General features: G+C 71.8%; 19 protein-coding genes. 9 read left to right on the top strand and 10 right to left on the bottom strand.

Features of this window, described 5'->3' with window-relative positions:
* Positions 1–641, top strand: a 641-nt coding sequence (locus tag Aau02nite_RS25180; protein ID WP_212991033.1) for an IS5 family transposase, incomplete at its 5' end; no start/stop codon positions are given.
* A gap of 19 nt (positions 642–660) precedes the next feature.
* On the opposite strand, the gene Aau02nite_RS25175 is transcribed toward Aau02nite_RS25180, so the two are convergent.
* Positions 661–1,467 carry a PrsW family intramembrane metalloprotease gene (locus Aau02nite_RS25175; protein WP_212991032.1) on the bottom strand — a complete coding sequence of 269 codons (807 nt, stop codon included), beginning with the start codon at positions 1,465–1,467 and terminating at the stop codon, positions 661–663.
* Positions 1,468–1,851: 384 nt separating this feature from the next.
* Here Aau02nite_RS25175 and Aau02nite_RS25170 point away from each other — a divergent pair, with 384 nt between their 5' ends.
* The gene (locus Aau02nite_RS25170) at positions 1,852–2,064 is read left to right on the top strand and encodes a hypothetical protein (protein ID WP_212991031.1); all 213 of its coding nucleotides are present in this window, start codon (positions 1,852–1,854) and stop codon (positions 2,062–2,064) included.
* A 271-nt stretch (positions 2,065–2,335) separates the two neighbouring features.
* Here Aau02nite_RS25170 and Aau02nite_RS25165 read toward each other — a convergent pair whose 3' ends face one another.
* The 3 genes from Aau02nite_RS25165 to Aau02nite_RS25155 form a co-directional block, all read right to left on the bottom strand.
* On the bottom strand, positions 2,336–3,619 hold the full coding sequence (locus Aau02nite_RS25165; protein WP_246595422.1) for a multidrug effflux MFS transporter: 1,284 nt from the start codon (positions 3,617–3,619) through the stop codon (positions 2,336–2,338).
* A gap of 206 nt (positions 3,620–3,825) precedes the next feature.
* Positions 3,826–5,457, bottom strand: coding sequence for a beta-1,3-glucanase family protein (locus tag Aau02nite_RS25160; RefSeq protein WP_212991030.1), 1,632 nt, complete (start codon positions 5,455–5,457; stop codon positions 3,826–3,828).
* Between the two features lie 172 nt (positions 5,458–5,629).
* Positions 5,630–7,177, bottom strand: a complete 1,548-nt coding sequence (locus Aau02nite_RS25155) for a ricin-type beta-trefoil lectin domain protein (protein ID WP_246595421.1) — start codon at positions 7,175–7,177, stop codon at positions 5,630–5,632.
* A gap of 317 nt (positions 7,178–7,494) precedes the next feature.
* On the opposite strand from Aau02nite_RS25155, the gene Aau02nite_RS25150 reads away from it, so the two are divergent.
* The 7 genes from Aau02nite_RS25150 (at position 7,495) to Aau02nite_RS25120 (ending at position 16,543) form a co-directional block, all read left to right on the top strand.
* A complete protein-coding gene (locus Aau02nite_RS25150; RefSeq protein WP_023561244.1) occupies positions 7,495–7,698 on the top strand; it encodes a cold-shock protein in 204 nt (67 codons plus the stop codon).
* Positions 7,699–7,793: 95 nt separating this feature from the next.
* On the top strand, positions 7,794–8,528 hold the full coding sequence (locus tag Aau02nite_RS25145; RefSeq protein WP_212991029.1) for a class I SAM-dependent methyltransferase: 735 nt from the start codon (positions 7,794–7,796) through the stop codon (positions 8,526–8,528).
* Positions 8,529–8,624: 96 nt separating this feature from the next.
* Positions 8,625–9,788: an NAD(+)/NADH kinase gene (locus tag Aau02nite_RS25140; protein ID WP_246595424.1), complete on the top strand. Its 1,164-nt coding sequence runs from the start codon at positions 8,625–8,627 to the stop codon at positions 9,786–9,788.
* Positions 9,785–10,078: a UBP-type zinc finger domain-containing protein gene (locus Aau02nite_RS25135; RefSeq protein ID WP_212991027.1), complete on the top strand. Its 294-nt coding sequence runs from the start codon at positions 9,785–9,787 to the stop codon at positions 10,076–10,078. Before Aau02nite_RS25140 ends, Aau02nite_RS25135 begins: the two co-directional genes overlap by 4 nt.
* Positions 10,079–10,088: 10 nt before the next feature.
* Positions 10,089–11,747, top strand: coding sequence for an NAD(P)/FAD-dependent oxidoreductase (locus Aau02nite_RS25130; protein WP_212991026.1), 1,659 nt, complete (start codon positions 10,089–10,091; stop codon positions 11,745–11,747).
* Entirely contained in the window at positions 11,748–13,193 is a 1,446-nt protein-coding gene (locus tag Aau02nite_RS25125) for a sensor histidine kinase (RefSeq protein ID WP_212991025.1), read from the top strand.
* A gap of 149 nt (positions 13,194–13,342) precedes the next feature.
* Positions 13,343–16,543 (top strand): MXAN_6230/SCO0854 family RING domain-containing protein, encoded by a 3,201-nt coding sequence (locus Aau02nite_RS25120; protein WP_212991024.1) that lies wholly within the window; start codon positions 13,343–13,345, stop codon positions 16,541–16,543.
* Positions 16,544–16,596: 53 nt separating this feature from the next.
* On the opposite strand, the gene Aau02nite_RS25115 is transcribed toward Aau02nite_RS25120, so the two are convergent.
* From Aau02nite_RS25115 to Aau02nite_RS25090, 6 genes are all read right to left on the bottom strand, one after another.
* Positions 16,597–17,103: a mycothiol transferase gene (locus tag Aau02nite_RS25115; protein ID WP_212991023.1), complete on the bottom strand. Its 507-nt coding sequence runs from the start codon at positions 17,101–17,103 to the stop codon at positions 16,597–16,599.
* An 18-nt stretch (positions 17,104–17,121) separates the two neighbouring features.
* Positions 17,122–17,871 carry a hypothetical protein gene (locus tag Aau02nite_RS25110; protein ID WP_212991022.1) on the bottom strand — a complete coding sequence of 250 codons (750 nt, stop codon included), beginning with the start codon at positions 17,869–17,871 and terminating at the stop codon, positions 17,122–17,124.
* Between the two features lie 38 nt (positions 17,872–17,909).
* Positions 17,910–19,235, bottom strand: a complete 1,326-nt coding sequence (locus Aau02nite_RS25105; RefSeq protein ID WP_212991021.1) for an MFS transporter — start codon at positions 19,233–19,235, stop codon at positions 17,910–17,912.
* Between the two features lie 123 nt (positions 19,236–19,358).
* Positions 19,359–21,140, bottom strand: a complete 1,782-nt coding sequence (locus tag Aau02nite_RS25100) for a S9 family peptidase (protein ID WP_212991020.1) — start codon at positions 21,138–21,140, stop codon at positions 19,359–19,361.
* 19 nt (positions 21,141–21,159) lie between these two features.
* Complete coding sequence (locus tag Aau02nite_RS25095; RefSeq protein ID WP_212991019.1) at positions 21,160–22,932, bottom strand: N-acetylglutaminylglutamine amidotransferase; 1,773 nt, start codon at positions 22,930–22,932, stop codon at positions 21,160–21,162.
* A gap of 108 nt (positions 22,933–23,040) precedes the next feature.
* Positions 23,041–25,635, bottom strand: a complete 2,595-nt coding sequence (locus Aau02nite_RS25090) for a carboxylate--amine ligase/circularly permuted type 2 ATP-grasp protein (protein ID WP_212991018.1) — start codon at positions 25,633–25,635, stop codon at positions 23,041–23,043.
* Positions 25,636–25,745 lie beyond the last annotated feature (110 nt).

The raw sequence follows: 25,745 nt of genomic DNA, 5'->3' as shown, positions 1-25,745 counted from the left end.
TGGCCGCGTTGCAGTCCCAGGGCGACGCCCAAGGACGGATCGACTGGACGGTCAGCGTGGACTCGATGACCAGCCGCGCCCACCAGCACGCCGCGGGTGCCCGCACCGACGGGCATCTGCAGAAGGAACCACCCGGCGGTGTTCATGAGGAGCCGGCCGATCACGGGCTTGGCCGCTCGCGTGGTGGGCTGACGACCAAGACGCATCTGGCGTGCGAGCAGGGCCAGAAAGTCCTCTCCCTGATCGTGACCGCCGGGCATCGTGGTGACAGCCCACAGTTCATTCCGGTCCTGCGCCGCATCCGGGTCAGCCGCCTCGGTGTCGGCCGGGCCCGGTCACGTCCGGTGCTGGTACTGGCCGACAAGGCCTACACCAGCCGCGGCAACCGCCGATATCTGCGTTCACGCGGGATCAAGGCCTGCATCCCGAGCAAGAGCGACCAGGACGCCCACCGCAAAGCCAAAGGCTCCCAAGGCGGCCGCCCACCCGCGTTCGATCCGCAGCTCTACCGGCTACGCCACGCTGTCGAGAACGGCATCGCCCGCCTTAAACGCCACCGCGGTGTTGCCACCCGCTACGACAAGTTAGCCGTCCGCTTCCAAGCCGTCCTGACCATCACCATCATCAGCGAATGGCTCTGACCTGGTTATGAAACACGCCTTAGATGGCCAGTGGCTCACGGGGCGCCCAGGTGCTGTGCTCCGCGAAGGCCCGGTAGCGGTGCAGGGCCAGGAACAGCCAGCCCAGACTGATGATCGCCAGGATGACGAACGCGATGGCCCCGCCGAAGGTGTCCCAGGCGGTGTGCATCGCGACGGCGCCGATGAAGGTGGCGATGAACGCCAGGACCTTCTTGCCCGACGGGCTGGCCACCAGCGCCCACAGTGCCCCGCAGGTCAGGCCGGTCCAGGCGGTGTGCCCGGCCGGCGCGGTGAGGCCGCGGACGAACAGCGTCTCCTGGACCGTGCCGATGTTGCCTTGCGAGGACAGCAGGGCGGTGAAGCCGTAGCCCATCGTCTCCAGCGCGGCGAAGCCCATGCCGGAGGCCACCCCGATGACCAGGCCGTCCGAGGGCAGCCGGCGGCCGTGCCGGGCCAGCAGCGCGAACAGCAGCAGGATGGGCACGATCATCTTGGCGGATTCCTCGATGAGCGCGACGAACACCATCGGCAGGGCGCCGAGCCCGCGCAGCGCGTCGTACTCCAGGGTGCCGGCGACCACGACACCGATGACGCCGCCGAAGAAGGCCGCGACCACGAGCGCCGACGGCGGCACCTGCCAGTGGCCGGTACGGGCCTGCGCGAAGGTCAGGAAGGCCAGCGGTACGACGGTCGCGCCGAGCAGCAGCAGGGACGGGATGAAGTTGGGATTCTGGGTCCGTACCAGGGTGCGCAGCACGATGACGTAGAGGATCAGCCCGATGACCAGCACGCCCAGCCACGCCCACCGCCGCGAGAGATCACGCATGCTGCGATCCTCGCGCACCGCCGGGCGCGCGCGCCAGGGACGGCTTCGCTGACCGGCCGAAAAGGGTTAACGTCTCGGGGCGCCGGCGCCCACGTGGAGGTCATCAACGCGCTTCCGCGACGGTTCCTTCTTCACGGTACGGGTCGATGGGCTGACCGGCTCCGGGACCACCGTCAGCCTCGGCCTGCGGGGCGCCCGGCCGTCCAGCGTTCCGACCCTGCTGGGGCGCAGATCTGGCGGCTTATGCCGTGGATCTGCGCTCCGGGCCGACACCGATCTCATCGAGGACCTGCGGTGGACGGAAGAGGCAGTGACCGTCGAACAGCTGGGTCGGCCCCCGGTGGTGATTTCGCCGGCGGACGGCGGCACCGGTGCCGCCGGTGAGTGACTTGGATCCGGAAGGCGGCGGAGCAGGCTCTGCGAAATCTGGCCGGTGGCCGCATCGAGCGGATCCGGCTCTGGTCGGCAGAGGATGCCGACGGCGAACGGTCCGGCGACGGGGTGCCCGGGGTCATGGACATCGATCAGGGCCTCGTGGTGTCCACCACGGCGGGGGAACTGGCGTTGGCCTGGCAGATCGACGGCTACGACGAATAACTCAGCGACGAATAACTCAGCGTCGTCGGTGAGCCGGCCGCCAGTCCGGCTGCCCGGGTGGGCCGGCTGGTCGACGTTTCCCAGAGCCGGGCCTGGAGCGTGCTGATCGGCGAGACCGTCACAGGTGCCGGCGCCGCCACGGCGGAGGCAGAAGACGGCCGTAAACTGGTGGCGAGGCCGCCTGGGGTAGCGACCTCGCCGACCTCGGCTGACTGTGTCGGCTCACTACGGGGGCGTTACCGCCCCGGCGTCCGGCTCGGTGGTGGGCCGGTCAGTGGGCGGTGGCGAGAGCCGGGTTCACGTCCTCGACCGGGAGCTGCCACGGGCGGACCACCAGCAGCAGCACCACGTTCGCCGCGAGCATGCCGCCGGCGATCACCAGGGCCATGCTGACCGCGCCCGTGCCGAGGACTCCGACCAGCGGGGCGGCCAGGGCGCCCACGCCGAACTGGACCGCGCCAAGCAGGGCGGCCGCGGTGCCCGCGGCCTCGCCGTGGCGGGACAGGGCCAGCGCCGGGGCGTTCGGCAGGGCCAGGCCGGCCGCGGCCAGCACCAGCCACAGGGGGACCAGCACGCCGACCAGGCCGCCGAAGCCGGTGGCCGCGAAGAGCAGCAGGACCAGACCGGCGACCGCGCCGCCGGCCAGCGAGCTGATCAGGATCTGCGACGGGGTCCAGCGGCGCAGCAGCCGGACGTTGAGCTGGGTGGCGGTGATCAGGCCGACCGCGCCCGCGCCGAAGACGTAGCCGAACTCCTGCTCGTTCAGGCCGTACTGGTCCTGGAACACGAACGAGGAGCCGGAGACGTACGCGAACAGCGCGGCCATCGCCAGCCCGGCCACCAGGATGAGCCCCAGGTAGGCCCGGTCGCCGAAGAGCCGCCCGTAGTCCCGCAGGGTGCCGACCACACCGCCGTTGCGGCGCCGCTCGGCCGGCAGAGTCTCGGGCAACGCCAGCGCGGTCACCGCGAGCATCGCGACGCCGAAGAGCGCCAGCACCACGAACACGCCCCGCCAGGACGTCCAGTTCAGGGTGATGCCACCGAGCGTCGGGGCCAGGATCGGCGCGGCGCCCATGACCAGCATCAGCCGGGAGAGCAGCTTGGCCGCGGCCAGACCGGTGAACAGGTCGCGCACGATCGCCATCGCGACGACCGCAGCGGCCGCGGCACCCAGACCCTGCAGGACCCGCAGCGTGCCGAGCAGCGCCAGGTTGGGCGCGATGACGCAGAGGACCGACGCCACGATGTGCACAGCGATGCCGGCCAGCAGCGGCGCGCGGCGCCCGACGGCGTCGGAGACCGGGCCGATCAGCAGCTGGCCGAGGGCGAGGCCGGCCAGGGTGCCGGTGAGAGTCAGCTGCACCGCGGCGGTGGTGGTCTGCAGGTCGTCGGTGATCGTCGGCAGCGACGGCAGATACATGTCGATGGTGAGCGGGCCGAGGGCGATGAGGAAGCCGAGCACCAGCACGAGCTGCAGCCGCTCACGGGGGGTCATGCGTTCCCCGGGCGTCAGCGCCGTCGGCGGTGCTTCGAGGCGTTCAGGCGCCTGGGTCATGAGGTGGATCCCATCTCGTCGTCCGGTCGGTCGCAGTCCAGCGTCCGACACGGGTATGACAAGTTCGGTCCTCCGGCGGTGATTCCCCGGGTGGCAATTTGGTGCCGCCCGTCACAGTCAAAAGAAATCGGGGAAAAGGCCCGGCGCGCCGACCGAAGAATGGTAATTCGGTTGACGCGCCGGGCCCGGTGCCGACGATCGAGGGATCAGAACGGCGTCAGCACGATGCCGGCCTGCCGCGGGTCGCCGTCGTGCACCAGCGATTCCTGGTTCTGCACGTCGTCGAAGGCGAAGCCGTACGCCTTCCCGTCCACCATCTGCTCGTGGATGATCCGCGAGTAGTGGTTGGTCAGAGTGCCCTTGTAGAAGTCCGCCGCGGTCCCGCTGGGCTGGGTGTCCAGGGTGCCGAGCGTGCTGCGGTGCAGAGCGGCGCAGAGCGTACGGGCGATCGGCCCGACGACCTGGTCGTTCGGCGCGCCCAGGGCCCCGTCGCAGCCCCACACGTCGGCGGTGGAGGGCTTGGTGAAGGAGGCCACCGTCCGGCCGGTGGTGTCGGTGAAGTTCATGACGTTGCCCGAGGTACGGCCGAGGAACTTGGTGTCCGGGCGGTCGCCGAACGGCACCACGGTCAGCGTCCGGCCGGCGTAGGCGTTCCACGCCGAGGTGATGTACGGGTCCAGGTACGTCGCACTGAACTGTCCGCCGTCAGCCGCCTTGCCCGGCGCGAGCACCCGCAGCACGGTCCCGTCGGCCCGGGTGTAGACCGTCTTCTCGAAGCCCGGCTGGGCCTTGACCCGGTCGATGACCCGCTGCCGGCCACCGGCCTTGAGCTCGCCGGTCTTGCTGGTCACGCCGTTGCCGCCCTGCACGGTGACGACGTGCGGCACCGCGAACATGTCGACCTGCGAGCTGTTCAGCCACAGGCCGGAGTCGTTGAGCGTGAACTCGCTCCAGTCGAACAGGGTGTCCTTGTTCGGGTCGGCGCCGGCCCACGGGGCCGGCTGGACCAGGCCGTCGGTGCTGAGCCGGAAGTCGAGCTTCTTGCCCAGCGACATGTAGAGCCGCCCGGAGAGGTTCTTCGGCATCTTGATGGTGGTGCTGGCGCCGTTCGCCGGGCCGGGGATCGACACGTCCGGGGCCGGCACCGGGGTCGGCTGGCCACCGGTCCAGTTGGTGAACGCGCCGGCGCCGTTGACGTAACCGAGCTTGCCGGTGGTCAGGTTGACGCCGAGCAGGTACAGGTGGACCGCGTCGGAGCGGCCGGTGTTGTTGGTGATCGTGACCGGGAGCAGGTTCGAGGCCGGCGGCGGCGCCGGGTTGCCGCCCGGGGCGGCGGTGGTGGGGGCGGTCGTCGCCGCCGGGGTCGTCGGTGCGGGCGCCGGCGGCCGGGTGGTGGGGGCCACCGTGGGGGTGTTCGTGGTCGGCGCGACCGTCGGGGCGGTCGGGCCGCCGCCGCAGGGCCGGCCGTTGAGCAGGCAGTTCACCGGTGCGCCGCCCGCGCCGACCATGCCGAAGGAGACCTTCGCGCCGGCCGCGACGGTGCCGTTCCAGGCCCGGTTGGTGAAGGTGCGGTGGTTGCCGGCGGCGACCATCTCGGCGTCCCAGAAGCTGCCGATCGTGGCGCCCGCGGGCAGGTCGAACTCCACCTTCCAGGAGGTCAGCGCCGACGAGCCGCCGTTGGTGATGGTGACGTCGCCCTGCCAGCCGGAGCCCCAGTCGGACGTCTTGGTGAAGGCCGCGGTCGCCGCGGCGGCGGACGCCGGCAGGGCGATCCAGGTCGTCCCCGCGGCCGCGAGCACGGCGGCCACGGTGAGGATGAGTGTTCGTTTGCGGCGCATGGGGGGACTGCCTCCGGAGGGGGATGTGCGGGGGATACGCCTAATTATTAGGACTCCTAACTGCAGATCCGTTAATTAAGATCGTCATTAAAGTTTTTCTAACGGAAGTCGCACACAAAGAGTCGCCCGCCGACCGCGGACAGCGCGATCGGCGGGCGATAACAGTAATTAGCTATGCGCGACGCCACTTCTGGTTCGCGCCGCCGGTGCAGTCCCAGAGGACGAGCCGGGCGCCGTCGTTGGCGTTCCAGGCATCGATGTCGATGCACTTGTTGGCCTGCGGGTTGACCAGGTCCCCGGCCGCCGACAGGACGAACTGCTGCGCCGCGTTGCCGCTGCAGGTGACGATCTGGATCACCGCCCCGTTGGCCGTCGAGCCCCAGGCGACGTCCATGCACTTGTTGTTGGAGGTCTGCAGCGTGCCGTTGACGAAGTTCCACTTCTGCGCCGCGGTGTTGTTGCAGGTCCACATCTGCAGCCCCACGCCGTCGGCGAAGTTGGCGTTCGGCACGTCGATGCACTTGCTGTTGAGGCTGCTGACCAGCGAGCTGCCGCCGCTGCCGCCGCCGCTCGTGGTGAGCGACAGGCCGTAGACGCCGAGGATCTCGTTGACCGGCTGGAACCACATGGTGCCGCCGGACGAGCAGTTACCGCTGCCGCCGGAGGTCACGCCCTGGGCCTGGTTGCCGGAGATCCACGAGCCGCCGGAGTCGCCCGGCTCGGCACAGGCGTTGCTGCGGGACAGGCCGGACACGGCGCCCTGGGAGTAGACGATGGTCTCGTTGCGGCCCAGGATCGTGCCGCAGCGCCAGCCGGTGGTACGGCCCGAGCGGCAGACCGAACTGCCGATCGCGGCGTCCTGCGAGCCGGCCACCAGGACGTTGCCGCCGGAGTAGTTGTTGACCCACGGCTGCGGGGTCCAGTTGCCGTTGGTCCGGACCCAGCCGTAGTCGTTGCCGGGGAAGGACGAGCCGGCGAAGGTGCCCTGCGCGACGTTGTTGTAGCCCAGGGTCGGGCTGTTCACGCCGCCGCAGTGCCCGGCGGTGACGAAACCGCCCGCGACGGAGAAGCCCACGGAGCACAGGGTGTTGCCGTTGATCACGTACTGGTCGCCGCCGCGGATGTCGTACATCGGCTTGGGTGCCTCGGCCGACTCGACGACGGTGACCGCTTCCGCTCCGCTGCTCTCGGCGAAGGCGCGGGCGGCCGCTGCCTTGCCCGGTGCCGCGGTCACCACGATCTTGTTGGTCGCGACGTCGACGTACCAGCCGCGTACCACCGTGTTCTTGATCTTCGCGGCGTTCTGGTCGAGCTTGCGGCGGGAGGCGGCCAGGTCGGCGTCGCTGTGGGCGACGACCTTCGGGGTCGCGCCGGCCGCGCGGACCGCGGCCGCGGCCGCGGGGTCGGTGACGGCCACGGTCAGCCGGGAAGCGCCACTGGGAATCCAGGCGCCGGCGAAGGAGGTGCCGAGCCGGGTGCGCAGCTGCTTCTCGACGACCGGGGCGGCGGCCTCGGTGGCGAGCCGGGCGGCGATCTGGTCGTCGGTCAGCCGCAGATCGCGGCGCATGGCGGCGACCATGCCGGGCGCCATGTCGAAGCGGGCGGCCGCGGTGGGGGCGGCCGGCGCGGGGGTGTCGGCGGCGAAGCTCGCGGCCGGTAGCAGGCCGAGAACGGTGAGCGCCGCGGTGGCGACGCCCAGGGTACGAGCAGCACGGGACATAGGGGATCCTTCCGCTGAGCTGGGGAACTCCGGGGAACGGAGAGCGCTCTCTGGATCGGAGTCTGTCGATTTGTTAACGAAGTGTCAAGAAACTTCGATGGTCGTTGTCCATCGATGTCAATGCGTCGTACGGCGCCGCCGGCCACCGGAACGTGCTAACTTGGTCGAGTTGCCGTTCCGATTTCTCATATTTGCCAGAGCCTGGTGGGTATCCGAACCCATCGGGCTTTTGTCGTATGAGTCGGGTTTCCGGTTCTCTGCGGGCGGCGACGGAGCTCGCGAGGTGTGAGCTCCCTGTGGTCTCGAAAGGGTTCAGCATGGCTGTCGGCACAGTGAAGTGGTTCAACGCGGACAAGGGCTTCGGCTTCATCACCCAGGACGGCGGTGCGCCGGACGTGTTCGCTCACTTCTCCGCCATCGCCTCTGACGGGTACCGCACCCTCGAGGAGAACCAGCGGGTCGAGTTCGACATCGAGCAGGGCCAGAAGGGCCTGCAGGCGGCGAACATCCGTCCCATCTGACGAACGTCGGCGAGGGCCGTGCTTCCGCGTGCAGCGGAGGGCACGGCCTTCGGTCGTTTTCCCCCCGGCTCGACTCCTGCGACGAAACGAGATCTGTGAAGACGTACTCCGGAGCCCCTTACGCGGCCGCGACCCACAGCGCGCTGCAGCGGCGACTGCTGCGTAACGCCTCATTCCCGCCGCGCACGGGGCAGCAGGACGCCCTCAAGATGGGCCCTGTGCCGATGGTCCCGGAGGTCCATCTCTTCCTCGCCGAGGACTCGGTGCTGCTCTGGGCCCGGCTCGAGGCCGAGGACGGCGGCCCGCTGCCGGCGCCCTACTGGGCCACGCCGTGGCCGGGTGGTCAGGCCCTGGCCCGGTACGTCCTGGACAACCCCGAGGTCGTCGCCGGCCGGCGGGTTCTGGACCTCGCGTCCGGCTCCGGGCTGGTCGCCATCGCCGCCGCGCTCGCCGGCGCCGCCGAGGTGACCGCCAACGACACCGACGGCTACGCCATCGCCGCGATCCAGGCGAACGCGAACGCCAACGGCGTGCAGATCGCCACCGTCGTGGACGACATGACCGACGGTGACGGCGCGGACTTCGAGGTGATCCTGGCCGGAGACTGCCTCTACACCGCCGAGGTCGCCGCCGTGATGCTGCCCTTCATCGGGCGCGCGATGCAGCGGGGCGCGACCGTGTTGCTCGGCGACCCCGGCCGCGGCTACGCACCGCCCGGGCTGCTGCGCACCCTGACCACGTACGAGTCGGCGCCCCTGGTCTCCGGCGAGGACGGCCAGCGCGACCGGACGAGCGTGCTCACCCCGGTGGCTGTGGCACTCACCAGCTGACGGTCCTCGCGGTTTCCCGGTCGGACGTGCAAGGCTGAACGCTGAAACGCGTGCGACCGGGGGTTGCTGGATGATCGTGGGGTATCTGTCGTGGGCATGATCAAGGTCGTCGGGCTCGTTCTGCATCCACGGCGGGACTGCGGTGCCGCCATCGACGCCATCGTCCGGTGGGCCACGTCGCGGGACGTCACCGTGCTCGGCCTGCACGACGAGATCAACCGGATCGACTGCGACGCCGTCGCGGTCGACGCCGAGGAGATGGCCGAGCGCGCCGGGCTGCTGGTCAGCCTGGGTGGCGACGGCACCATGCTGCGCACGATGCGCCTGGTCGAGGGGCGCAAGACGCCGGTCCTGGGGGTCAACGTCGGCCGCCTGGGCTTCCTCGCCGAGGTGGATCTGCCGGACCTGCCGGGCGCGCTCTCCTCGATCGACGAGCACCGGTTCACCATCGAATCCCGCACGGCCGTACGCACGGTGCTGCCCGGCGGTGAAGAGGTCTCCGCCTTCAACGACATCGCGCTGGTCCGGGTGCCCGGCGACGGGCTGGCCCACGTCGGCATCAACGTCGAGGGCAGCAACTTCGTCCGGTACGCGGCCGACGCCGTGATCGTCGCCACACCGACCGGCTCCACCGCGTACAGCTTCTCGGCCGGCGGCCCGATCGTCTCGCCCAACGTCGAGGGCCTGCTGGTCAGCGCGGCCGCCGCGCACTCCTCGTTCAACCGCTCGCTGGTGCTCTCCCCGGACGAGCAGCTCGAGCTGGACGTGCTGGCGACCAGCGGCCGGCTGGCGATCGAGGTCGACGGCATCATCCAGGGTTACGCCGAGGCCGGCCAGCAGCTCGCCATCATCCCGGTGCCCGGCGCCGCCCAGGTCATCCGCTTCGGCCAGACCTCGTTCTACGAGCGGGCCCGGCGCAAGCTGCGGGTCGAGGGCAGCGCCCAGGTCGGCTCCGGTGACGCCTCGGACGCGACCGTGGTGGACAGCTTCGAGCAGTCCCGCTACGAGATCCTGCTCGGCGGGGAGCTCGCCGGAGTCCTGCACTACCGTCGCCACAGCGGGCAGGTCGAGCTCGCGCACACCGAGATCGACCAGGCCTTCGAGGGTCGTGGGCTGGCCGGCCGGCTCGCCTCCGCCGCGCTCGAGGACGCCCGGGGCCGATCCACGCCGGTCGTGGTGACCTGTCCCTTCGTCTCCGGGTACCTCGAGCGGCACCCGGAATACCGAGATCTGCTCGCCGTGAGAGGAAACCCCGGATGACCAAGCCTGCCTGCACCCACCTCGACCAGGTCCAGGACGTCCAGCCGTCCGGCGGCGGCTGCGTGGAGTGCCTCGCCGAGGGTGGCCGCTGGGTGCACCTGCGGGTCTGCATGACCTGCGGGCACGTCGGCTGCTGCGACTCGTCGCCCGGCAAGCACGCCACCGCCCACTTCCACGCCACCGGCAACCCCATCGTGCAGTCGTACGAGCCGGGTGAGAACTGGTGGTGGTGCTACCAGGACAACGTGGCCTTCGAGGTCGCGGACGCCCCCTCGTTCACGCATCCCTGAGGACTGAAGCATGGGTCACCCCGCCATCCTGACCGTCGACGACGACGCCTCGGTGTCCCGGGCGATCGCCCGGGACCTGCGCCGCCGCTACGGCGAGCAGTACCGGATCATCCGGGCCGCCTCCGCCGCCGAGGCCCTGGAGGCGCTCAAGGAGATCAAGCTGCGCGGCGGCCGGGTGGCCGTCATCCTGGCGGACTACCGGATGCCGCAGATGAACGGCATCGAGTTCCTCGAGCAGGCCATGGACCTGTTCCCGAACGCCCGGCGCGCCCTGCTCACCGCGTACGCGGACACCGACGCCGCGATCCAGGCGATCAACGTGGTCGACGTCGACCACTACCTGCTCAAGCCCTGGGACCCGCCGGAGGAGAAGCTCTACCCGGTCCTGGACGCGCTGCTGGACGCCTGGCAGGCCACCGGGGACCGCGAGGTCGAGGACGTCCGGGTGGTCGGGCACCGGTGGAGCGAGCCGTCGTACCAGGTCCGGGACTTCCTGGCGCGCAACCTGGTGCCGTACAAGTGGTTCGCCGCCGACGACCCGGAGGGCCGCCGCCTGCTGGAGGCCGCCGGGGTGGGCCCGGAGTCCATCCCGCTGGTGGTGACCGCGGACGGCCGGGCGATGGCGCAGCCGAGCAACTCGGAGGTCGCCGAGGCGGTCGGGCTGTCGACGGCTCCGGAGCGCGACTTCTACGACTTGATCATCGTGGGCGGCGGGCCGGCCGGGCTCGGCGCGGCCGTCTACGGCGCCTCGGAGGGCCTCAAGACCCTGCTGGTCGAGCGCCAGGCGGTCGGCGGGCAGGCGGGACAGAGCTCCCGCATCGAGAACTACCTCGGCTTCCCCGACGGCATCTCCGGCGCCCAGCTCACCGACCGGGCCCGCCGGCAGGCCGGCAAGTTCTCCGCCGAGGTGCTCAACACCCGCGAGGTGGTCGGGCTGCGCACCGACGGCTCGGCCCGCACGCTGCACTTCGCCGACGGCGGGGAGATCTCGGCGCACTCGATCGTGCTCGCCACCGGCGTCGCGTACCGGCCGCTGGCCGCCGAGGGCGTGGCCGAGCTGACCGGCTCCGGCGTCTACTACGGCTCCGCGGCGACCGAGGGGCCGGCCTGCGCCGGCAGCGACGTCTACATCATCGGCGGGGCGAATTCCGCCGGTCAGGCCGCGCTCTTCTTCTCCCGGTACGCCCGCAGCGTCACCCTGCTCGTCCGCGGCGACTCCCTCGAGGCGTCGATGTCGTACTACCTGATCCAGCAGCTCAACAAGATCGACAATGTGCACGTCCGCACCCGCTGCGAGGTGGTCGGCGCCCAGGGCAACGGGCACCTCCAGGCGATCACCATCTGTGACAGCAAGAACAACACGGTGACCAGCGTCGAGTGCGGCTACCTGTTCGTCTTCATCGGCGCCGAGCCGCGCACGGACTGGCTGAGCGGGGCCGTCGCGCGTGACGAGAAGGGCTTCGTCTACACGGGCCCGGATCTGCTCACAAATGGCACCCGTCCGGCGGGATGGGATCGGGACCGGGATCCGTTCTATCTGGAGTGCAGTGTTCCCGGCATCTTCGCCGCCGGCGACGTCCGGGCCAACTCGGTGAAACGGGTGGCCTCGGCGGTCGGCGAGGGCGCGATGGCCGTCACGCTGGTCCATCGTTACCTGGAGGCACAGTAGATGTCCGCGCCCGGTGAGAGCGGCAGGCTCACCCCTGCCGAGTTGAGGACCCTGTTCCTGTTCGAGAAGCTGACGGACGAGCAGCTGGACTGGATCGCCGACCACGGCGGGGTCCGGCACGTGGCCGCCGGTGACCTGGTGATCGCGGAGGGCGAGCCGGCCGACGAGTTCTTCGTCCTGCTCAGCGGCACGATCGCGCTCACCCGCCGGGTCGGGCAGGACGACGTGCAGACCATCCGTACGGAGCAGCGCGGCGTGTACATGGGGGCCACCCAGGCGTACATCCGCGACGAGGGTCTCGAACGCAGGTACTTGGCCTCCATGCGGGCGCTCGACGACTCCGACTTCTTCGTGCTCTCCGCCGAGGACTTCGGCTGGATGATGCGCGAGTGGTTCCCGATGGCGATCCACCTGCTCGAGGGCCTCACCCTGGGCATGCGCAACACCCAGGCGGCCATCTCGGAACGGCAGCGGCTGGTCGCCCTGGGCGCGCTCTCGGCGGGCCTGATGCACGAGCTGAACAATCCGGCCGCGGCGGCGTCCCGGGCCACCGGCGCGCTGCGCCAGCGGGTGGCCGGCATGCGGCACAAGCTGGGCATGCTCGCCGCCGGCAAGGTCGCCCCCGAGCGGCTGGATGCGCTGGTCGAGCTGCAGGAGGACGTGATCGAGCGCGCCGCCAAGGCGCCCACCCTGACCGCCATGCAGGCCGCCGACCGCGAGGACGAGCTCGGCGACTGGATGGAGGAGCACAACGTCACGGGCGGCTGGGACCTGGCGCCGGTCTTCGCCCAGGGCGGCCTCGACATCGAGTGCCTGGAGCTGATCAAGGCCAAGGTGGTCGAGCCCGGCCTGCTCGATCAGGCCATCCACTGGATCGGGTACGCGCTGGAGACCGAGCAGCTGATGAGCGACATCGAGGACGCCACCGGCCGGGTCTCCTCCCTGGTCGCCTCGGCCAAGCAGTACTCCCAGCTGGACCGGGCCGCGCACCAGTGGATCGACGTGCACACCGGCCTGGACAGCACCCTGGTCATGCTCGGCCACAAGATCGGCGACGGCGTCAAGGTGGTCAAGGACTACGACCGCAGCCTGCCCCAGGTGCCCGCGCACCCGGCGGAGCTGAACCAGGTCTGGACCAACATCATCGACAACGCGGTGCAGGCCATGCACGGCGCCGGCACGCTGACGATCCGGACGTACCGCGAGGACGACCACGTCATCGTGTCGATCGGCGACACCGGGCCGGGCGTGCCCGAGAAGCTGCGCAAGCGGGTCTTCGAGCCGTTCTTCACCACGAAGGCGGTCGGTGAGGGCACCGGGCTGGGCCTGGACATCTCGTACCGGATCGTGGTCAACGGCCACGGCGGCGACATCGTCCTGCAGTCGCAGCCCGGTGACACCAAGTTCCTGGTCAGCCTGCCGGTGGCCGAGCAGGCGTCCCGTTAATGGGATGAGCCGCGAGCTCCGGCTCCCTATGATCAGGCACAGCGGTGGGCGGCTCCCCGCGGTGCTTCCTTCTCCACGACTCTTAATCGCAACCTAGCGTCGCGACTCTCCGCCCACCGCTTCCGCATGTCCCGGGGGAGGGTCGGACCATGGATGCACTCGCAGTCGTACTGCTGCGCCGTACCGCCAAGGTCGCGGTCTCCGCGGCCGGGCCCGCCACGACCGACGGCGCGGCCTGGGCCCGCGCCCTGGAGGCCGACCTCGCCGAACGGGGCTGGCTGCTGCACCACGAGCTGCGGTCGGCCGCCGCGCACCTGCCGCGCCCGCTGCGGGTGCAGTGGGCGGACTGGCTGCTCGCCACGGTGGAGGAGATGGTCGGCGCCGACCGCACCATGATCCCGCTGTACCGGTCGTTTCCCGACACCCCGCGCAACACCGAAGCGGTCTTCGTCCGCCGGCTGCTGACCCACCTGCTCGCCGTGCCCGGCGCGCCCTGCGTGCTCTGCGGGCGCGAGCAGGGCGGCGAGCCGCTGGACCCGTGCGGGCACCCGGTCTGCCGGGCCTGCTTCTCGCCCGAGCAGTTCAGCGCCTGCCCGATCTGTGGCCGCCGGCCCGCGGCCGGCCCGCCCTACCTGCCGATGGTCGCGCCGCGCGGGCGCCGGCCGACCGGACCCCCGATCCAGGTACGGCTGCTCCGCCTCGAACCGGACCCGGCGGGCGCCGCGACCGCACTGCGCGACGAACTCGTGGCACGGCCCGCGGCGCTGGGCGAGGCCGACCGCGCCGCCCTTGCGGTGCTGGTCAGGGCGACCGCCGCGGCGAACCTCGACTGGCTGCCCGAGACGGGGCCCGCGCGGGAGACCCTGGCGCTGGTCCTGGCCTGGGCGCTGCACGCGAGCGCGCTGACCGAGGCGTACCCGGCTGTGCTGGCCGAGGTGCGGCGGCGCTGGCAGACGGCCACCGATGCGGGGCGGACGCTGTGGGCGTACTCCGGTGGGGACCCGGGGCTGATCCTGCCCGCTCGGGCCGATGCACCGTCCGCGCCGGGGGAGGCGTGGCGGCCGGTGGACGAGCCGGCGACTCCGGTGCCGGTCACGCGGGTGCGCGCTCTGCCGCGGGCACTGCGGCGGGCGGTGCTCGCGCACCTCGACGCGTGCGGGGCCGGGGAGGCGGCTGAGGACCTGCGGCGGCATGCCGCGGTGTGGAAGCGGTTGGGGGAGCGGCTGCACCCGTACGAGCGGGTGCCGGCTCACCCGGGCGCGGCGGTGGCGTTCGCGGCGCTGCGGGAGACCCGGCCGTTGCGGGAATCCGCGCTCGGCGGGGCGATCGTGACCGCCTGCGCTGCGGACCCGCGCCGCCTGGTGCTGACGGAGCACGACGACGGTACGGTCACCGTCCGCGTCCGCTCGCACGCCGCGCTGGTGGAGCAGGCGTTCGCCGACGGTGCCGTCGAGCGGGCGGTGCAGCTGCTGAGCGAGCGCCCGGGTGAGCTGTGGCGGCGGGTGGACCAGGTGCTGCGGGCGTCCGGGCCGGACGGTCACGAGGCGCTGGCAGCCGTGCTGCGGGACAGCGCGGGGCGGGTTTCGCCGGGGGTGCTGGCGGCGGCCGCGGCCGAGCTGACGGGGCGGGACCGGACGGTGCCGGCGACCTCGGAGCAGCTGGCGGCGGTGGCTGCGGCCCGGGTTGCGGGGCGGGCCCGTGCTCGCACCGCGGCCTACACGACGGCGAGCCCCGCGGCGGCCGGCTCGGCCGCGACCGGATCGACGGTGACCGGATCGCCGGCGTCGGCCGGCAACGGTTTGGGGCGGGCGCTTCGGGCTGCTCTCGACGCAGTCACCCGCCGGTCCGCCGCGGACGACGCCCACCTCCCGAACGCCGGCACCGAGCGCCCGCCGGGATCGGGCCCGGCTTCCGGTCGTGGCCCGGCCGCGGATGAAGGTGTGGGCTCGGACCGTGGCCCGGCCGCGGACCAGGGCGTGGGCTCGGGTCCCGGCCCGGGTGCGGGTCTCGGCGTGCCTGGGGATGAGGGCGTGGGTGCGGGCGGCTCGGCTCCCGGGCGCGGCCTCGCCGCGGGTGCGGGTGGCGGGGCCGGGGACATGCCGTCCGGTCAGGACCCGTCTCGGGACGGTGGCGTGGCTGTGGATGGCGTGGTGGATTCGGTCGAAAGGGCTGGGATCGTCGGTGGGCGTCCCGGGCCCGGGATGCCGCGGCGCATCTTCTTCCCGCGGGGCAGCACCGTCACGACCTGGACCGAGCCCGAGCGGCGCGAGCCTCTCCCGGCCGCGGCGATCGCTGCCGTGCGTAACGTCGTCGACGATGAGCTGGCCCGCCGGGCCGCGCAGCTCGGTCGCTTCGATGTGGCGGTGATCGACGCCGCTCTCGCGGGGGTGCCCGCGCCGATGCGGGAGCGGGCCGCCTCGGCCCAGTTCGCCGGTTGGCCGCGCGGCAGCGTCCGGCCGCTTCCCGACGTGGCGGTGCTGCGGCTGTTCCTGCACTGGCAGGACACCGACACGGACCGGGTCGATCTCGACCTGTCCTGCGCGTTCTTCGATGCGGACTGGCAGCAGGTCGGGCTGTGTGACTACACCGAGCTGCGGTTCGCGGTCGACGCCGCCGTGCACTCCGGGGACCTCACCTCGGCACCCGCGCCGCTGGGGGCGACCGAGTTCCTGGATCTGGAGCTGACCCGGCTCGCGCAGGAAGGAGTGCGGTACGTCGTGCCGGTGGTGCTCAGCTACAACGCCGTGCCGTTCGAGCTGCTCACCGCGGCCTTCGCCGGGTTGATGCTGCCGCTCGCCGGCGGCGCGCAGTTCGACGCCGCGCGGGTCGAGCAGCGTTTCGATCTGCGGGGTGACGCCCGGATGCTGATGCCGATGGTGCTCGACCTGACCGACCGGCGGCTGCTCTGGACCGACCTGACCCTGCCGGGGCGCGGCTACGGCCACAGCGTCGGCCGGCACGGCGGACAGCTGGCGCGGGCCGCGTCGGATCAGTGGGAGCACTTCGCCGATGGCCACCGGGCTTCCCTGCTCGATCTGATGGCCTGGCAGGCGGCCGGCCGCGCGGACCGGGTGCTCGTCGCCCATGCGGACGGGACCTGCACCGAGACCGCACCGACCGTGGCGGCGATCCGGGCCGCAGCCGCCGCGGGCACCGGGGTGATAGCGGCGGTGGACGGTGTCGTGGGCCGTACCGTGCTGGCCGCGACCACGGACGGCGAGGCTCTGGACCGGCTCGTCCCGGCCGGGGTCGCCGCCGGCTCGGTGGCGCTCACGGTCACCGGGCACCCGGGCGAGCCCTGGACGCAGCTGCCCGCCCCCGAAGCACTGGGCCAGCTCGCCGGAGGATAGACGAAGCCGTCGGCGCCCCCGCGCAGTGCGGGAGCGCCGACGGCGGACGTTCGTCAGCTCTCGAGCAGACCCCGCACGTACGCCGCCTGGCCCACGTGCTGGGTGTCGTCGTTCAGGATGCTCACCAGGCGCACGCCCAGCGTGACCGGCGGATCCCAGGACTCGTCCACCACCCGGTCCAGGTCCCCGTCGGTCAGACCGGCGAGGTAGGACAGCGTGCGCTCGTGCACCGCCTGGTAGTAGTCGACCAGGACCCCGGCGCTGCCCGGACGGACGGCCTGCACCTGCGCCGCCGTGTGGCCGTAGCCGTTGTCGTCCGGGTCCGCCTTCAGGCCGAACTGCTCGGCCCGGTCACCGGTGACGTACACCTGGTCCTGTCCGGTCAGTTCGGCGAGGTAGCCGTCCTGGATCCGGGTGAGGTGCCACACCAGCCAGGCGACCGTGTTGGCGCCCTCGGCCGGGGGCGTCCGCAACTGCTCGGGGCTCAGCCCGTCGACGGCCGACCGTACGAGCTCGGGAAGCCGGTCGAAGGCCTCGATGAGCAGATCCTTGCTGTGCACGTGACGCCCTCCGCACTGTTACTCGGTCGCGCCCTGGTCCGGGGCGACGTCCTGGTTCGGCTGTTGCTGCTGGTCCTGTTCGCCGGTGCCGTCCGGGGTGGCCGGCTCCGTCGCGGTGTCCGCCGGCCCGGTCGTCGGGGCCGTGGTCGGCTCCGTCGTGGTGTCCGTCGGGCTCGTGGCCGGCTCCGTCGTCGCCGTCGGATCCGGGTCGTCGGTCGCGTCCGTCGACGGCTGCTCGCTCGGCGCGACCGGCGGGGCCGGCGCGGGCCGGTCGGTGGACGAGTTGTTGCCGACGGTGTTGCCCAGGGTGGTGCCGGTGGTGTCGGTGACGCCGACCTTGGTGGACAGAGGTTCGCCGAAGGCCTTCTCGGACATCCAGATCGCCCCCATGGCGAGCACGAACACCGCGCTTGCGAGCATCGCCGCCCGTCCCCAGCGGACCTGCCGCTTGCGGGCCGGCTCCGGGACCGTGTGCGACGGCAGGTCCTCCTCGGTCGCCGCGGCGACCTCCGGGGTGCCCACCGCGGCCGGTGCCTTGACGAAGGTGGGCGCGATGGTGCTGAGACGCTTGGCGCCCCTGTTCAAGGACCTCTGGTAGATCTCCGTCCCGATCGAGCCGACGACACTGGCGACCGCGGCACCGGCGAGGGTGCCGGCGACTCCCAGGAAGGAGCCGATGACTGCCGCGGTGACTGCCGCGAGTGTGCCCGCGATGACTTTGGTGATCTCGATGCCGGACCAGAGGCGGTCCGGTGCGTGCTCGCTCATGTCCTCCTCGCATCGAACTGCTGGAAGCGGGCAAAACGTCAATGTTTACCGATGCGCTCGCCGCTAAACCACCCCTTCTCGGCGAGCACTTCCCGCAGCGGCCGGATGATCAGCCCTTGCTCCTCGGAGAGGCGCCGTCTGGCCAGCTTGCGGGTGCGCAGGATACCGATCAGGCCGATCGCGCCGATCGCGTACTGCACCGACATCGCGACCTTGAAGTCCACGATGTCGTACGTGGCCTGTCCGCCGGTGCGCGTGTCCAGGATGAGGCCGACGAGCAGGATCGACACCAGCGAGGCGACGAAGCCGCCCACGTTGACGATGCCGGTGGCGGTGCCGAGCCTGTTCGGCGGGTTGAACGTGCGGGCGAACTCGAACCCGATCATCGAGCCGGGCCCGCCCAGGCCGAGCGCGAGCACCAGCACCACCAGCACGGCCAGCGGCGCCCGGCCCGGCCAGGCGATGATCAGTCCCCAGCCCAGCGCGTTGACCGCGATCACCCCGAGCACCAGCCACGAGCGGCGCAGCGGATGCCGCTGCACCAGCACACCGACCACCGGACCGGCGGCCATGCCGGTCAGCACGAACAGGGTGAGCAGCAGGCTCGCCGTGCCCCGCGACAACCCCTCCCCGGCCACCAGGAAGGGATAGCCCCAGATCAGCGCGAACACCGTGCCGGGGAACTGGGTGGTGAAGTGGGTCCACAACCCGAGCCGGGTGCCCGGATGCCGCCAGGCGCTCGCCAGGTCGTCGCCGAGCTGACGCAACGTGAGCGCGTCACCCGAATTGACCCGGCGCTGCGGGGAGTCGTGCAGCGCGACCAGCGCGACGACCGCCACGAAGATGCCGGCGGCGGCCGCCGAGATGAACGCGGTGGTCCATCCCGGACCGGCCAGCAGCGCGGCCAGCGGTACAGCGCTGAGCACCTGCCCCAGCTGCCCGACGAGCCCGGTCAGCTGGGTCACCACGGGCACCCGCCGGCCGGGGAACCACTGGGGCACCAGGCGCAGCACGCTGATGAAGGTCATCGCGTCGCCCGCCCCGACCAGCACCCGGGCGATGACGGCCCCGGTGATCCCGTCGGAGAACGCCATCAGCGCCTGGCCGGCCGCCATGATGACGGCACCGCCGACCACCAGCCGTAACGAGCCCAACCGGTCGAGCAGCACCCCCACGGGCACTTGGAGGCCGGCGTAGACCAGCAGCTGCAGGACGGCGAACGAGGCCAGGGTGCCGGCGCCGATGTCGAAACGGACCTGCGCGTCGAGCCCGGCGACGCCGAGGGACGTGCGGTGCAGAACCGCGACCACGTAGGCCGACAGCCCCACGGCCCACACCGCCCAGGCCCGGGCACCGCCCAGCATGACAACAACTCCATCCGATCGCGTGCCCCCACCTTTTCTCCGGAGACGGGGGCACGACAACGATCCGGGTCACAAATGGGACGTGGGACCCGTCACGCCACTCGACCGGGTGGTTCTGCGGCCTCAGCCGAACAGCGCCGGGGCCGGCGTGAGATGGGCGGTGAGCCAGCCCACCGTCTCCCGCAGATACTCCGCGCGGGAGGACCGGTGCTGCAGCTCGTGACCCTCGCCGGGGAAGAGCAGGTACTTGTGCGGGACTCCACGTGCGGCCAGGGCGGCCACCACCTGCTCCGCCTCGATCACCGGGACGTTGCTGTCGTTCTCGCCGTGCACGACCATCAGCGGCGTCGTCAACTTGTCGATGCGGGTGATCGGCGACAGGTCGCGCAGCAGTTCCGCGTCGGCCACCGGGTCGCCGTACTTCGACACCGCGGCCGCGGCGATCCACGGCTCGGTGTGCTCGTAGAACGTCGCGAAGTTCGACATGCCGCACACGTCGATGCCCACGGCGAACATCGACGGGTACGTCGTCAGCGCGGCCAGCGTCAGGTAGCCGCCGTACGAGCGGCCCATGCAGCCGACCCGCGCCGGGTCCGCCACGCCCTGCTCGACCAGATAGCCCACGCAGGCCGCCACGTCGCCGATCGCGGCGTAGCGCAGGGCGCCGTTGTCCGCGTTGACGAAGCTGCGGCCGAAGCCCGAGGAGCCGCGCACGTTGGGCGCGAAGACCGCGATGCCGCGGTCCACCAGCGACTGGAACAGCGGGCCGTGACCCGGCCGCTCCTGCGCCTCCGGACCGCCGTGCAGCCACAGCACCGTCGGGTGCGGGCCCGCCCCGGCCGGCCGGAACAGCCAGCCGCTGATCTCCAGGCCGTCGTGCGAGGCGAAGCGGTGCAGCACCGGCCGGACCGCGTCCCGCGCCGGCTCCTCGACCGAGACCGGATGCAGGTCGCCGTCGTACGTCCACACGCCGTGCGGCTGCCCCGGCCCCTCGGCGGTGAACGCCAGGGTGCTGCCGTCGAAGCACCAGGACACGCCGGAGGCCACCGTCCCGGGCAGCTCGACCTTCGTGGTGTCACCGCCGCGCAGCACGGTCAGCTCGGACTCGCCGCCGCGGACGTTCCAGAGCACCGCGACCGCCCGGCCGTCCGCGGTCAGCGCGAACGACTCGACCTCGTCGTGCTCGGAGGACGCGAGGATCTCGGCCTTGCCGTCGGCGACCCGGATCAGCACCGGCAGCTCGCCGGCGTCACTGCGGGCGTACACCGCGCCGTCCGGGCCGAAGCAGGCCTGCTCGCCGCTGGTCACGTACTCCTCGACACCGGTCGCCAGGTCGCGCACCACGATGTAGCGGCCGCTGCGCGGGCCGTGGCGCAGCAGCGCCCGGCTGCGGTCGGGGGAGACGTCGAACAGCGACACCAGCTCGCCGGTGGTGATGACCTCGCGGGTGCCGTGCTCGGCGTCCACCAGCAGGGTGGTCTCCAGGTTCTCGGTCACGGCGAGCAGCGGGCGCCCCGGCAGCCAGCGCACGTTGTCCGCGCTGTCGGCACCGAAGCCGGCCACCTGGTGCAGCGCCGAGCCGTCCGGGCGGACCAGCCACACCTCGGTGCGCGGCGCGCCGCCGGGGGCGATCAGGCAGGCGAGCCACCCGCCGCCGGTCGACCACTGCACCGAGACGACGGGGTGCTCGCCGGTGTCCACGAGGAACGTCAGCTCGCTGCCGACGGGCTGCACCCACACCTTGGGAGAACCGCTGCGGTCGGAGACGTACGCCGCGTGCCGGCCGTCGGGCGAGAGCGCCCCCGACCAGCTGCCGGAGACTTCCGAAGGAAGGGTTCCCGACTGCCGATTCAGCCACCCCACGGGCAGCACGGTGACGTCGACGCGGTTCAGCTGACCGGTCATACGGGTCCTCCCTCGTTTGCTAGATCCCCTTGTCCTGCAACCACATCTCGAGCAGCGCCAGCTGCCACAACTGGTTCGCCCCGAGCGTCGTACGAGCAGTGTTCGGGTCGGCCAGTAGCGCGTCAACGTACTCCTGCCGGAACAGCCCGCGCGCCCGGGCCGCCGGTGCGTGCAGCGCGTCGCGGACCAGCTCCAGCATCGGCCCTTCCAGGTGCCGGATCCCGGGAACCGGGAAGTAGCCCTTGGTGCGGTCGATCACCTCGTCCGGCACCACGCCGCGGGCCGCGTCCTTGAGCACGCCCTTGCCGCCCTGCGCCAGCTTGAGCTCCGGCGGGCAGGCGGCGGCCAGCTCGACCAGCTCGTGGTCGAGGAACGGCACGCGCGCCTCCAGCCCCCACGCCATGGTCATGTTGTCGACCCGCTTGACCGGATCGTCGACCAGCATGACCTGGGAGTCCAGCCGCAACGCGGCGTCCACACTCTCGGTGGCGCCGGGCCGGGCGAAGCTCGCCGCGACGAACTCGCGGCTGACGTCGGTGTCCAGCAGCCACTCCGGGGAGAGCTGGCGGGCCAGCTCGGCGTACGGCCGGTCGAAGAACTCCCGGGCGTACGCGTCCACGGCCTGCCCGCGCGGCACGTCCGCCAGCGGCGGGTACCAGCTGTAGCCGGCCAGGATCTCGTCCGCGCCCTGCCCCGACTGCACGACCTTGACGTGCTGCGAGACGTCCTCGCTGAGCAGGTTGAAGGCGATGCAGTCGTGGCTGACCATGGGCTCGCTCATCGCCGCGACCGTGCGCGCCACCGCGGGCAGGAACCGGTCCTTGCCGATCCGGATCTGGTGGTGGGTGGTGTCGAACTGCTTGGCGATGATGTCGGAGTACGCGAACTCGTCGCCGCTCTCGCCGGCCGCCGACTCGAAGCCGATGCTGAAGGTGGTCAGCCCGCGCTGGCCCTGCTCGGCCAGCAGCGCCACGATGTAGCTGGAGTCGAGCCCGCCGGAGAGCAGCACGCCGACCGGCACGTCGGCGACCATCCGGCGCTCGACGGCGGTGCGCAGCGACTCGTGGATCGCCTCGGCCCACTCGGCCGGCGACTTGATCAGGGTGCGGGTGTGGTCGGCCTCCCAGTAGACCCGCTCGACCGACGTGCCGTCCGCCTCGATGATCCGGACCGTGGCCGGGGGCAGCTTGCGGATGCCGCTGACCATCGTGCGCGGCGCCGGCACGACCGAGTGGAAGGTCATGTAGTGCTGCAGGGCCACCTTGTCGATCGAGGTGTCGACGTCGCCGGCGGCCAGCAGGGCCGGCAGGGTGGACGCGAAGCGCAGCCGGCCGGGGGTCTCGGCCAGGTACATCGGCTTGATGCCGAGCCGGTCCCGGGCCAGCATGACCCGGCCGGTGGCGTGCTCGGCGATGGCGAAGGCGAACATGCCGAGGAAGTGCTGCACGCAGTCGGCGCCCCAGCGGTGGTACGCCTTGATGATCACCTCGGTGTCGGAGGTGGAGGTGAAGGTGTAGCCGTAGCCGCGCAGCTCGTCGCGCAGCTGCTGGTAGTTGTAGATGCAGCCGTTGAAGACCAGGGTCAGGCCGAGCTGGGAGTCGGTCATCGGCTGGGAGCCGGCCTCGGAGAGGTCGATGATCTTGAGCCGGCGGTGGCCGAACGCGATCGGGCCGCGCTGCCAGAGACCTTCGCCGTCGGGCCCGCGGGACTGCAGGCACGGCATCATCCGCCGGACGGCGTCGCCGTCCGCTGCCTGGGCGTCGTACCGCAGTTCGCCGCCGATTCCACACATGGCCTGAACCTCCTTGGGGCAGTAGGAGGCGCACCCAAGATTCACCAGGGTGTGCTGCTCCCGTTTCGGTTGTGTATCGCAGCCGTAACGCTCTTTACCCGAGCCGGTTCACCCGAACAGCCAGGTGTCCTTGGAGCCGCCGCCGCGCGAGGAATTGACGATCATGCTGCCGGCCGGTGCGACCCGGGTCAGCGCGGTCGGCGCGACCACCGACTCGCTGCCGGTGAAGACGAAGGCCCGCAGGTCGACGTGGCGCGGGGCGAGCTGGTGGCCGTCGAAGACCGGGTGGGTGGACAGGTCGACGACCTCCTGGGCCACCCAGCGGTGCGGCGCGGTGCGGATCTGCCGGCGGACCGCGGCGATGTCGCTGGGGGAGGCGTGCGGGCCGATCACGATCCGGTCGCCGCCGTAGCCGTCGACCGGCTTGCAGACCAGCTCCTCCAGCCGGCCGAGCACCTGCTCACGCTGCTCCGGGATGCCGCACAGGTACGTCGGCACGTCCGCCAGCAGCGGCTTCTCGCCCAGGTAGTACTCGATCAGCCTGGGCACGTACGCGTACACGGCCTTGTCGTCGCCGATGCCGTTGCCCAGCGCGTTGGCCAGCACGACGGTGTCCGCGTGCAGGGCGGTGACCAGGCTCGGTCCCAGCGGCATGCCGTCCGCGCCCGGCGAGTGCACCAGGCTGTCCTCGCCCATCCGTAGGTAGATCACGTCGACCGGATACTTGCGGCCGTTGCGGACCCGGTGCACCCGGCCCTCGTCGACCAGCAGCTCGGTGCTGCGGACCAGCGGGACGCCCATCTCCTCGGCGAGCATCCGGTGCTCGAACCAGGCCGAGTCGTCGGGGCCCTGGCTGAGCACCACCACCGCCGGGTCGTCGCCCGCCGCCGGGCCGGCCGCGTCGAGCAGCGCCCGCAGCAGCAACCGCGGGGTCTCCTCGATGCCGAGCAGGTCGTCGGGGCGGGGCAGCTCCGGCAGCACACTCTCGGTGAGCCGGCGGTTCTGCATCGCGTACCCGATGCCGGAGGGCACCCGCAGGTTGTCCTCCAGCACGCACCAGTTGCCCGCGCCGTCGCGGACCAGGTCCACGCCGGCCACCTGGGCCCGGACGCCCGGCCGGCTGACCAGGGCGCCGCTGGGGCGCAGCTCCGGGGAGCCGTCGATGACCCACTCCGGCACCACGCCGTCCTTGACCACGACCCGGTCGGTGTAGACGTCGTTGACGAAGGCGTCCAGCGCGCGGACCCGCTGGACCAGGCCCGTCCGCAGCTCCCGCCAGTCGGCCGCGGGCACCAGGCGGGGCACGAGGTCGAACGGGAAGAGCCGGGTCGCGGCCTCGCCCGCCACGCTGAAGGTGATCCCCCGGGCCCGCTGCTCGTCGTCCCTGACGTCCTCGCGGCGGCGCAGCCCGGCGGGGCCGAGCGCGCTGAGCACGTTGACGATCCCCTGGTAGTCCGGCATGACGTCGCCATCTGGGAACGCCTCGTCCCCGGCCGCCGCGTACGGGGTGAGCCCGGCCGGGACGGTCTGGCCGCCCGGGCCGATGCCGGTCGCGCCGCCCCGGGTGTCGGCGATGACCAGGTCGACCACGTCGGAGATGCGACCGCGGCGGGTCATCGCGCGGCGCTGGCGGGCCGCCGAGCTGCCCCGGCTGAGCGCCTGCACGGACAGGTCGAAGACCTGCTCCCAGTCGCCGAGCTCCTCCAGCTGCGGCCGCAGTTCCGCGATGAGCCGCTCGACGGCGACCGCGGCGGGCACCGGCACGGGCGAGCGCGGCAGGTCGAGCAGGTCGCCCTCCAGGCCCGAGCGGGCGGCGCGCCACATGGCGGCGCGGTGCAGCGGCGGGCGGATCGCCACGAGGGGCTGGCCCGCGCGGTAGTCCTGCCGGGCCCGCAGCACGAGCCCCCGGAACAGGCCGGCCAGCAGCACCACCGTGTCCGCGTCGGGGCTGGAGTCGGTGACCCGCAGCTCCACGGTGGGCAGGTGGGCCGAGGGCCGGACGTCGAAGTAGACCATCTTCGGGTCGGTGATCGTGCCCGAGGCGATCAGGTCGGCGACCAGCGCGTCGTGGTCGGCGGCCGAGGTCACCTCGCCGCTGTCGCCGGCGGTCGGCCAGCGCAGCCAGACCAGCGAGCGGACGCTGGCGTAGCCGCTGTCCTCGCCCATCCAGTACGGGGAGCTGGCGGAGAGTCCGAGCAGCACGGGCAGCGCCGGGGCGACCCGCTGGGCGATCGACACGGCCTCGTCGCGGTCGGGGATGCCGACGTGCACCTGGGCGCCGCAGATGAGCTGCTCGCGGGCCAGCATCTGGTACTCGTCGAGCATCCGGCGGTACCGCGAGGTCGGGGTGACCGGCAGGGAGTCGAGGTCGACCAGCGGGACCGTGCCCGCGGCGACCAGCCCGAGCCCGAGCGACTCGGCGACGCCGATGGCCCGGCGGCGCAGCGACACGATGCCCGTACGCAGGTCGTCCAGCGTGGCCGCCACCGGGGTGTTCGTCTCCACCACCGAGCGGTGCAGCTCCGCCGAGAAGTGCGCCTCGTCGAGCTGGTCGAGCACCTCCGGTGCGCGGGGCACGAGCTCCCTGGTCCTGAGATCGACGACGTGCAACTCCTCTTCGACGCCGAGGGTGAGCTCGGTGCCGATGCTGCTGTCCGCCTCCTTCGCGCCGTCGTCCTCCGAGACCCTGAGTGACTCCGTCATGCCTGAGACCGCCTATGCCCTCGTCCGTTGCCCGGAGCCTTGCCAGCTCATGTACCGAACCTGTGACGTGCCCATTTCCGCCGCGAACCAAGCATGACGATCCTGACACC

The sequence above is a fragment of the Actinoplanes auranticolor genome (assembly GCF_018332655.1).
Lineage (GTDB): Bacteria > Actinomycetota > Actinomycetes > Mycobacteriales > Micromonosporaceae > Actinoplanes > Actinoplanes auranticolor.
Note: the sequence above shows the minus strand (reverse complement) of the source record. Positions and strands in the feature narration are given on the sequence as shown.

What these genes read in the sequence shown, in the direction of transcription:
- Aau02nite_RS25095 (WP_212991019.1), bottom strand. Translation starts at nt 22,932, where the DNA reads ATGTGTGGAATCGGCGGCGAACTGCGGTACGACGCCCAGGCAGCGGAC.
- Aau02nite_RS25100 (WP_212991020.1), bottom strand. Translation starts at nt 21,140, where the DNA reads ATGACCGGTCAGCTGAACCGCGTCGACGTCACCGTGCTGCCCGTGGGG.
- Aau02nite_RS25175 (WP_212991032.1), bottom strand. Translation starts at nt 1,467, where the DNA reads ATGCGTGATCTCTCGCGGCGGTGGGCGTGGCTGGGCGTGCTGGTCATC.
- Aau02nite_RS25090 (WP_212991018.1), bottom strand. Translation starts at nt 25,635, where the DNA reads ATGACGGAGTCACTCAGGGTCTCGGAGGACGACGGCGCGAAGGAGGCG.
- Aau02nite_RS25140 (WP_246595424.1), top strand. Translation starts at nt 8,625, where the DNA reads ATGATCAAGGTCGTCGGGCTCGTTCTGCATCCACGGCGGGACTGCGGT.
- Aau02nite_RS25110 (WP_212991022.1), bottom strand. Translation starts at nt 17,871, where the DNA reads ATGAGCGAGCACGCACCGGACCGCCTCTGGTCCGGCATCGAGATCACC.
- Aau02nite_RS25165 (WP_246595422.1), bottom strand. Translation starts at nt 3,619, where the DNA reads ATGACCCAGGCGCCTGAACGCCTCGAAGCACCGCCGACGGCGCTGACG.
- Aau02nite_RS25130 (WP_212991026.1), top strand. Translation starts at nt 10,089, where the DNA reads ATGGGTCACCCCGCCATCCTGACCGTCGACGACGACGCCTCGGTGTCC.
- Aau02nite_RS25155 (WP_246595421.1), bottom strand. Translation starts at nt 7,177, where the DNA reads ATGTCCCGTGCTGCTCGTACCCTGGGCGTCGCCACCGCGGCGCTCACC.
- Aau02nite_RS25120 (WP_212991024.1), top strand. Translation starts at nt 13,343, where the DNA reads ATGGATGCACTCGCAGTCGTACTGCTGCGCCGTACCGCCAAGGTCGCG.
- Aau02nite_RS25135 (WP_212991027.1), top strand. Translation starts at nt 9,785, where the DNA reads ATGACCAAGCCTGCCTGCACCCACCTCGACCAGGTCCAGGACGTCCAG.
- Aau02nite_RS25125 (WP_212991025.1), top strand. Translation starts at nt 11,748, where the DNA reads ATGTCCGCGCCCGGTGAGAGCGGCAGGCTCACCCCTGCCGAGTTGAGG.
- Aau02nite_RS25160 (WP_212991030.1), bottom strand. Translation starts at nt 5,457, where the DNA reads ATGCGCCGCAAACGAACACTCATCCTCACCGTGGCCGCCGTGCTCGCG.
- Aau02nite_RS25105 (WP_212991021.1), bottom strand. Translation starts at nt 19,235, where the DNA reads ATGCTGGGCGGTGCCCGGGCCTGGGCGGTGTGGGCCGTGGGGCTGTCG.
- Aau02nite_RS25150 (WP_023561244.1), top strand. Translation starts at nt 7,495, where the DNA reads ATGGCTGTCGGCACAGTGAAGTGGTTCAACGCGGACAAGGGCTTCGGC.